The organism is Pseudoalteromonas sp. S558 (genome assembly GCF_005886635.1).
Lineage (GTDB): Bacteria > Pseudomonadota > Gammaproteobacteria > Enterobacterales > Alteromonadaceae > Pseudoalteromonas > Pseudoalteromonas aliena.
In genome coordinates, this window is the sequence record NZ_PNDU01000221.1 from 1 (window position 1) to 8,090 (window position 8,090).

The window sequence follows — 8,090 nt, forward strand, 5'->3', positions numbered from 1 at the left end:
CAGAGTTCAGGTTAAGTAATCTAAAAATTTAATGAAGCATTAGAAGCAACGACTCTTTGGGGATTACCAAGTAATATGCTTTTAGAAAAGAAGATATTGATTTTATGCGGTTATTTTCGATGAGAAAATAGCCGCGATTAAATCGCCCTAGATTGAACAAATTTCAATCCACAAAGGTCAACACGCCCTAGTCTCTCGATAGGTTATACTTTTTCATTTTTTCAACTAAGGTTGTTCTGCGTACACCTAATATTTCAGCAGCACGAGCAACGACGTAATCAAAACGCTCTAGTGCTTGGGTAATTAAGCTAATTTCAAGCTCAGCTAAATACTCTTTAAGTTCGATCCCGTCACCGGGTAGTAAACCACTTCCAGATTGGTTGAATTCAGGCTCAGGCTCTTCGTCATAATCACTAAAACCAGTACTAAATATATCGTTAAACGCATCTTTTTCCATTAACTCTTCTGGGTATTCTGGCTCGTATGCTTCAACCTCAATATAACGATATTTATTAGGTAAATCAGGAATATCAACTACCTTTTCAGGGAACATAATCACCATGCGCTCAACTAAATTAGCGAGTTCACGAATATTCCCTGGCCACGCATGCTCTTTTAGACTATCAACAGCACGCTCGGTAAATTTAGCCGTTGATCCTGTTTGATCATTAACACGGCGCATTAACTCTTTTAGCAGCAATGGAATATCATCAGCGCGCTCACTAAGCGATGGATTTTCGATAGGAAATACATTTAAGCGATAGTATAAATCTTCACGAAAACTACCTTCTTCAATCATATTTTCTAGGTTACGATGCGTTGCAGCAATTACACGTACATCTGCCTGAATCGCCTTAGTACCACCAACACGTTCATAGCTGCGCTCTTGTAAAACACGCAATAACTTTACTTGCATTTGCAATGGCATATCGCCTATTTCATCTAAAAATAGCGTGCCACCTTGTGCTAGTTCAAATCGGCCTTTACGCGCCGAAATAGCCCCTGTAAATGCGCCCTTTTCATGGCCAAACAATTCACTTTCTAAAAGTTCAGCTGGGATCGCACCACAATTGACTGGCACAAACGGCCCAGCGCTTCTTTTTGATAGTAAATGTACATTGCGCGCAACAACTTCTTTACCAGTTCCCGATTCGCCTAAAATTAAAACATTTGCGTCAGTTTTTGCAACTTGCTCAATTAAAAAGCGTACATCCTTAACTGCATCGGTTTCACCCACAAGGCCATCAAAAGTTTTATGCGGTTTAGAGTGTTTATGGTCACTGGGAAGCATTCGCTGATATTGCTGACAATCGTGAAGCAACTGCGTTGTTACTTCATGACTAAATGGCTCACAAATAAGTCCGACTACATTGGCGATACTAAGTAATGGTTTTAGCGTTTCGCCTATTAGCAAAAATGGCAGTGTTGGATAACACTTAATTAAGCTTTCATGATCGAGTGATTGCAAGGCACCTAAAATTACAATGCATTCTTTTTGTTGATACTTCGCACATTCTTGCTCAAAATTTGCTTCGTCTAAAAGTTGAACGGCTTCACCAATAAAAGTAAGTGATGCATTTAACCCTATCGAGCGGTTGTTATTATTATCTAAAATCAAGATCATATATAGCGAGCCATAATTTCACTAATTTATTTATTAATGAAATTGTAAGCCAGTAAATTTTGGATGCAAGCACTAGCGGCAATTTTTTGACATTAACGCCAAAAAACAGACATATAAATCAAAAAAGCAGTACTTAATAACTAATTAATAACTCTTTACAATCTAGGCATGCACATTAAAGTACTAAAAAATGCTAATTTACATTAAGAGTGTAAATATACCTAACGACCCAACACACGCAAATAACTTGCAATAGTAGTTTTATATCAATAAGAGTAAAATATTTGAAATATGGCATGCATTTTTTTAAAGAAACAAACTTATTTGCCGATAAGTAAACGTTATGTTCATTTTGGAACTAAACTTGCTTAAGGTTTAAGTATTGTAATTAAATTTCTAGGAATTACCTATATGGCACACGCGTCGATAAATAAATACCGTCAAGTCACTGTAAGTAGCGTTAAAGAAATGACGCCTTATGACCAAGTCAAATTAGTGTTTGCAAATATTGTTGGTAAACTTTCAGCAGCAAAAGGCTTCATCCAGCGTAAAGAGTTTGATAAGAAAGGAATTGCTATTTCAGACTGTATTACATTGCTTGGGGCATTACAGCAAGTCCTGAATTTTGAAGGTGATAATGCAGTATCTACAAACTTAGACTCTTTGTACGACTATTGCCAGCGCACGCTTTTGATGGCCAATATGGAAAATAACATAGATAAGCTTGATGAAGTTATCGTGCTGATCAAAGAGATTAAATCAGGTTGGGAAGCAATTCCTCTAGAGCATAGATCTTAGGATTAACCATGTTAGGAAAGTCAATTACTGAGCTATCAATAAACGATTGTCACACCCGTGAACTATGTTTAAAACTTATAGAACTATTATCAGATGACGAAGTGCTGCAAGTTGAAAGCGCTACTCACGCTCATAATGATTTAGATAGCCATTTGAAAGAATCTATCGCAAAAGATGAAAACTTTTATTCCGCCGCAGAGCTTGAATTAATAATTGATCTAATTGGAAAACTATCTGCTAAAATAGAATATGCTAAACAACAAGTTGCAGAAAAAATAATAAGTAAGCAAAAAAGCAATAACGCGGTCAATCAATACAAAGCCAACTCTTAATTTAGAGTATTACTAACTATTAACTAAGCATCCAACGGAGATATACAAAATGTTTAACGGAAAAGTTGTCTTCATAACGGGTGGCACAGGTTCATTCGGTAAAAAGTACGTTAAAACGTTACTTGAGCGTTATCAGCCAAAAAAAATCATAATATTCTCGCGTGATGAACTAAAACAATTTGAAATGCAGCAAGAGTTTGATCAACCTTGTATGCGATATTTTATCGGCGATGTTAGAGATAAAGCTCGCTTACAAAGAGCAATGCGTGGTGTGGATTATGTAATTCATGCAGCAGCACTAAAGCAAGTCCCTGCCGCAGAATACAACCCAATGGAATGCATAAAAACCAACATTAATGGGGCTGAAAATGTAATTGATGCAGCACTTGATAACAATGTTGAAAAAGTCATCGCGCTATCTACCGACAAAGCTGCAAATCCTATTAATTTATACGGTGCCACAAAATTAGCATCAGATAAATTATTTATTGCAGCAAATAATATTGCAGGCGGTCATAGGACTACATTTTCTGTCGTGCGCTACGGTAATGTTGTGTGTTCGAGGGGCTCTGTAGTGCCTATTTTTCAAAAATTTATTGATGAGGGTCGTGATCACATTCCGATTACTCACCTAGAAATGACACGTTTTTGGATTAACTTGCAGCAAGGTGTCGATTTTGTTTTAACCAATTTTGAGCGCATGTTAGGCGGTGAGATCTTTGTTCCTAAAATACCTTCAATCAGAATAATAGATCTAGCAAAAGCCATGGCACCAGACTTACCTATAAAAGATATAGGGATACGACCTGGAGAAAAGCTTCATGAAGTTATGTGCCCTGCCGATTTATGCTTTGAAACCTATGAATATCATGATCATTACCTTATAGCACCGGGTATTAAATTTAGTAGCCGAAGTAATGACTTTACTGTAAATGCTATTGGTGAAAAAGGACATAAGGTTCCTCAAGGCTTTGAGTATAATTCATTAAATAATCATCATTATATGAGCATTGATGATATAAAAATGTTTAATACACAAGCACTCCTTTAAACAGCAGGTAAACATGATCCCTTATGGTAAACAATCTATATCACAAGCTGATATAGATGCTGTCGTTGGTGTATTGGAATCAGATTGGCTGACCCAAGGGCCAAAAGTGCCAATGTTTGAATCGGCAATTACAAACTATTGTAATGTCGACTTTGCTTGTGCGACAAATAGTGCAACCTCTGCGTTGCATATTGCGTGTTTAGCATTGGATGTTGGCAAAAACGATATAGTATGGACGTCACCCATTTCATTCGTTGCGTCGGCTAACTGCGCTTTATATTGTGGTGCAAAAATCGACTTTGTAGATATTGATTTAACGACAGGTAATATGTCAGTTGTCGCACTTGAGAAAAAATTAATTAATGCAAAACAAAAAAACTGTTTGCCAAAAGTAGTTATACCCGTTCATTTAGCTGGTCAATCATGCGATATGCTCGTCATCCATAAGCTAGCAACGCAATACGGATTTAAAATAATTGAAGATGCATCCCATGCAATAGGCGCTCAGTACTTAGGTAAGCCAGTTGGAAACTGTCAGTTTTCAGATATTTGCATATTTAGTTTCCACCCCGTTAAAATTATCACTTCTGCCGAAGGGGGTATGGCTGTAACAAATAATGAATACATAGCAAAAAGATTAAAACGCTTAAGAAGTCACGGAATTACAACTGATCCTACTGAAATGACAGAGGCAAGCCATGGTCCATGGTATTACCAACAAATTGAACTTGGTTTTAATTACCGGATGACCGAACTACAAGCTGCGTTAGGTGTTAGTCAAATGCAGCGGCTAGATGAATTTATTTTAGCCAGAAATGCTATCGCCTCTATTTACACTCAAGCATTTAAAGCACAACCGTTAAATCATTTAGCGCAATCAGATGCGTGTTTATCTAGCTATCATTTGTATATTTTACAGCTGGAGGACAAAGCAGCTCATCACACCTTAATTTGTGAATTGCGTAATAGAAAAATAATGAGTCATCTGCATTATATTCCTATACATATTCAACCCTATTATGTTGCTCTTGGTTTTAAAGAAAGTGATTTTCCTAACGCGATTGAATATTACCAAACGTCACTTACCATCCCACTGCACCCTGGATTAACGCAGTCAGAACAAGAATTTATTATTCAGACGATTAATGAGTTAGTATGAAATTAGCCCTAGGAACTGCACAGTTCGGTTTAAATTACGGTATTAGTAATGACCAAGGCCAAGTTAACGTTGATGAAATTAAGCAAATGCTCACTCTGGCTAAAGCATCCTGCATTACTACACTTGATACTGCTTTAGCATACGGAAATAGTGAAAAGAACATTGGCACGTCTGGTTTTAGCAATCACTTTTCAGTCATAACAAAAATATCCGCTAGCAGTCATTTAAGTATTGAAGAACAAGTACAACTTAGCCTTTCTAATCTACAACGTGAAGAATTAGATGCTGTTTTATTTCATAATATCGACCCTTTATTAAATAACGCTGGTAAAAATCACTTCAAGCAATTAGAAGCATTAAAAGACACTGGCATCATTAAACGTATCGGCGTGTCCATTTACACTCCTGAACAACTTAGTTTACTTAGTGACATGTATAATTTAGACATTGTACAAGCGCCATTGAACTGGCTAGATCAGCGTTTTATTCAACCCGAAGTAACAAATTTACTAATAAAGAAAAATATAAAGTTACACGCTCGTTCGATTTTTTTGCAAGGGCTGTTACTACAACCAGAAATTCAAAAGCGTGCTTATTTTTCTCAGTTCGGTCACCTTTTCTCAAAATATAACGCAATTATTGAAGAGTTAGAATGTGATTATCTTACATTCGCAATGGCCATTGTTGCTCAAAAGGCACCACATATTGAAAGCGCCGTAATAGGTTGCTGCTCAAAAAACCAATTAACGCAATTAATTCAGCGCTACGCCGACGCTAAAAATCTAAAACTCCCTTCTGATGACGTTTTAAACTCTTTAGCGACCTCTGAATTAGCGCTAATTAACCCTTCTCTGTGGGTCAGTTAAGATACAGCCGGAATTAAACATATGATAAACGCCTTCATGCAAACCAGAGTTAGCTCTTCGCGCCTACCAAGCAAAGTACTTAAAAACCTTCACGGTTTACCTATGTTTGTACAGCAAGCGAAACGAATACAGCAATGTAAAAAAATAGATAAACTGATTGTTATAACAAGTACTGAAAAAAGTGACGATATACTTGAAGTTATTTGTAAAGAAAACAATTTGTTGTGTTTTAGAGGCGATTTAAATAACGTACTTAGTCGCTATTATTATGCACAACTTGCTTACCCATGCGAGCACGTAGTTAGAGTGACCGCCGACTGCCCAGTTATAGACTCTGCACTTATAGATCATGTTATTAATGCGCATCTAATTAATAGCAATGATTACACAAGTAACTGCTTGAAAAGCACATTCCCAGATGGTCTTGATACGGAAGTCATCAGTAAAAACGCACTCCTAGATGCTTATAAATACGCTAAAAAGCCCTCAGAGCTGGAGCATGTAACGCCATATATACGTAATAATCCGCAAAAATATCAATTACAAAACATCCAAAGTGAGACTGATTTATCTAATCACAGATGGACCGTTGATGAGCCTGAAGATTTTGCACTAATCTCTGCAATTTATGATCATCTATATGCTCAAAATCACTATTTTAATTATCAAGATATACTCCATTTACTCTCTATGAAACCAAAACTGAGCTCTATCAACGCCCAGTTCTCGCGTAATGAGGGAATGCTAAAATCATTAAAACAAGATAAAGAAGAAGGCTATGAATAATTATACTAACTCAGGGGAATGGCTACAAAGAGCTGAAAAAACGATACCGCTTGGTTCTCAAACCTTCAGCAAAAGCAAAGTTGCATTTCCCCAAAATGCTGCACCTTTATTTATTGAGCGAGGTTATGGCTCTAAAGTGTGGGATGCCGATAACAACGAATATATTGATTTTGTTAATGGTTTACTGTCAATATCTTTAGGCTACTGTGATGCTGAGATAAACCAAGCTGTTGTCAATCAACTTGCTTTAGGTGTTACGTTTTCTCTTCCTCATAAACTCGAAATGGAAGTTGCTGAAGAGCTAGTAAAACTAATACCTTGTGCAGAAATGGTGCGTTTTGGTAAAAATGGCAGTGACGCAACATCTGCAGCAATTCGATTAGCAAGAGCGTATACAAAAAGAGAGCATGTTGCTGTTTGTGGTTATCACGGTTGGCAAGATTGGTATATTGGCTCCACAACCAGAAACTTAGGTGTTCCTGAATGTGTTAGAGCGCTTACCCATACTTTTACATACAATGACCTTGATTCATTAGAAAAACTCTTCAATGAGCACCCTGAACAGCTTGCTGCTGTAATTATGGAACCTATGAACGTTGCCTACCCAAAGCAAGGATTTCTTGAAGGAGTAAAAGCACTTTGTCAAAAATATGGCACTGTTCTCATTTTTGATGAAACTATTACAGGTTTTCGATTTGATTTACATGGCGCTCAGGGATTGTTTAATGTTACTCCTGATTTAGCAACTTTTGGCAAGGGTATGGCAAACGGGTTCCCTATTTCGGCTGTCGTAGGTAAACAAAAAATAATGTCGCTAATGGAAGACATCTTTTTTTCAGGCACCTTTGCAGGTGAAACAATGTCTTTAGCTGCGACCAAGGCGACATTAAAAAAAATGCAGGAAAAGGATGTGCTTACTCACATTCATCACTTAGGTGATAAATTAATAGCAGAACTCGACACGTTAATATTAAAGCACAATGCACAACAATGGCTAAGTACAGCAGGACATCCTGCATGGTCATTTATCGTAATAAAAGATACTGCACACTATAGCTCGCTAGAATTAAAGTCATTATTGATTCAAGAGATGTGCACTAGAGGTATTTTAATCGCAGGAAGTCATAACCTTAGTTATGCGCATACCTTGTGCGATATTGAAAAGCTCCTCAATGCATACGATGAAGTTATCGCCATTTTAGTTAACACCATAAAAACACAAAACCTTTATACTGTTTTTAAAGGCAAACTATTAGAGCCCGTTTTTAAGGTTAGATGAACGGCTAAAAAAGACCGCCCTTTAATACCAACCGGCATAAATATTTGAACAATTTAACGAATTAAATCACTCTATAACGTTGTTAAAAATTTTTTATTTAGAACAACTAGATATAAAAATTTTTGCCTAGTTACAGCGCAATTTCTTTATCATTAAATAAAACCCATATATAAGCCGATTGGTATAAATAAATTT

General features: G+C 36.8%; 8 protein-coding genes. 7 read left to right on the top strand and 1 reads right to left on the bottom strand.

From position 1 onward, the window contains the following. Positions 1-187: 187 nt before the first annotated feature. Entirely contained in the window at positions 188-1,624 is a 1,437-nt protein-coding gene (locus tag CWB66_RS14920; RefSeq protein WP_077537235.1) for a sigma-54 dependent transcriptional regulator, read from the bottom strand. A 411-nt stretch (positions 1,625-2,035) separates the two neighbouring features. On the opposite strand from CWB66_RS14920, the gene fliS reads away from it, so the two are divergent. The 7 genes from fliS to CWB66_RS14955 are packed head-to-tail and all read left to right on the top strand — an operon-like array spanning position 2,036 to position 7,895. After that, positions 2,036-2,422, top strand: a complete 387-nt coding sequence (gene fliS / locus CWB66_RS14925; protein WP_077537234.1) for a flagellar export chaperone FliS — start codon at positions 2,036-2,038, stop codon at positions 2,420-2,422. A gap of 8 nt (positions 2,423-2,430) precedes the next feature. After that, on the top strand, positions 2,431-2,754 hold the full coding sequence (locus tag CWB66_RS14930) for a hypothetical protein (RefSeq protein ID WP_077537233.1): 324 nt from the start codon (positions 2,431-2,433) through the stop codon (positions 2,752-2,754). Positions 2,755-2,803: 49 nt separating this feature from the next. Next, positions 2,804-3,805 (top strand): UDP-N-acetylglucosamine 4,6-dehydratase (inverting), encoded by a 1,002-nt coding sequence (gene pseB / locus CWB66_RS14935; RefSeq protein ID WP_077537232.1) that lies wholly within the window; start codon positions 2,804-2,806, stop codon positions 3,803-3,805. Between the two features lie 13 nt (positions 3,806-3,818). After that, the gene (gene pseC, locus CWB66_RS14940) at positions 3,819-4,964 is read left to right on the top strand and encodes a UDP-4-amino-4,6-dideoxy-N-acetyl-beta-L-altrosamine transaminase (protein ID WP_138585977.1); all 1,146 of its coding nucleotides are present in this window, start codon (positions 3,819-3,821) and stop codon (positions 4,962-4,964) included. Then, positions 4,961-5,830, top strand: coding sequence for an aldo/keto reductase (locus tag CWB66_RS14945; RefSeq protein WP_138585978.1), 870 nt, complete (start codon positions 4,961-4,963; stop codon positions 5,828-5,830). The genes pseC and CWB66_RS14945 overlap by 4 nt, the downstream gene beginning before the upstream one ends. A 36-nt stretch (positions 5,831-5,866) precedes the next feature. Further along, a complete protein-coding gene (locus CWB66_RS14950) occupies positions 5,867-6,616 on the top strand; it encodes a cytidylyltransferase domain-containing protein (RefSeq protein ID WP_237070402.1) in 750 nt (249 codons plus the stop codon). Then, on the top strand, positions 6,609-7,895 hold the full coding sequence (locus CWB66_RS14955; protein ID WP_138585979.1) for an aminotransferase class III-fold pyridoxal phosphate-dependent enzyme: 1,287 nt from the start codon (positions 6,609-6,611) through the stop codon (positions 7,893-7,895). The genes CWB66_RS14950 and CWB66_RS14955 overlap by 8 nt, the downstream gene beginning before the upstream one ends. The last annotated feature ends 195 nt before the right edge of the window (positions 7,896-8,090 follow it).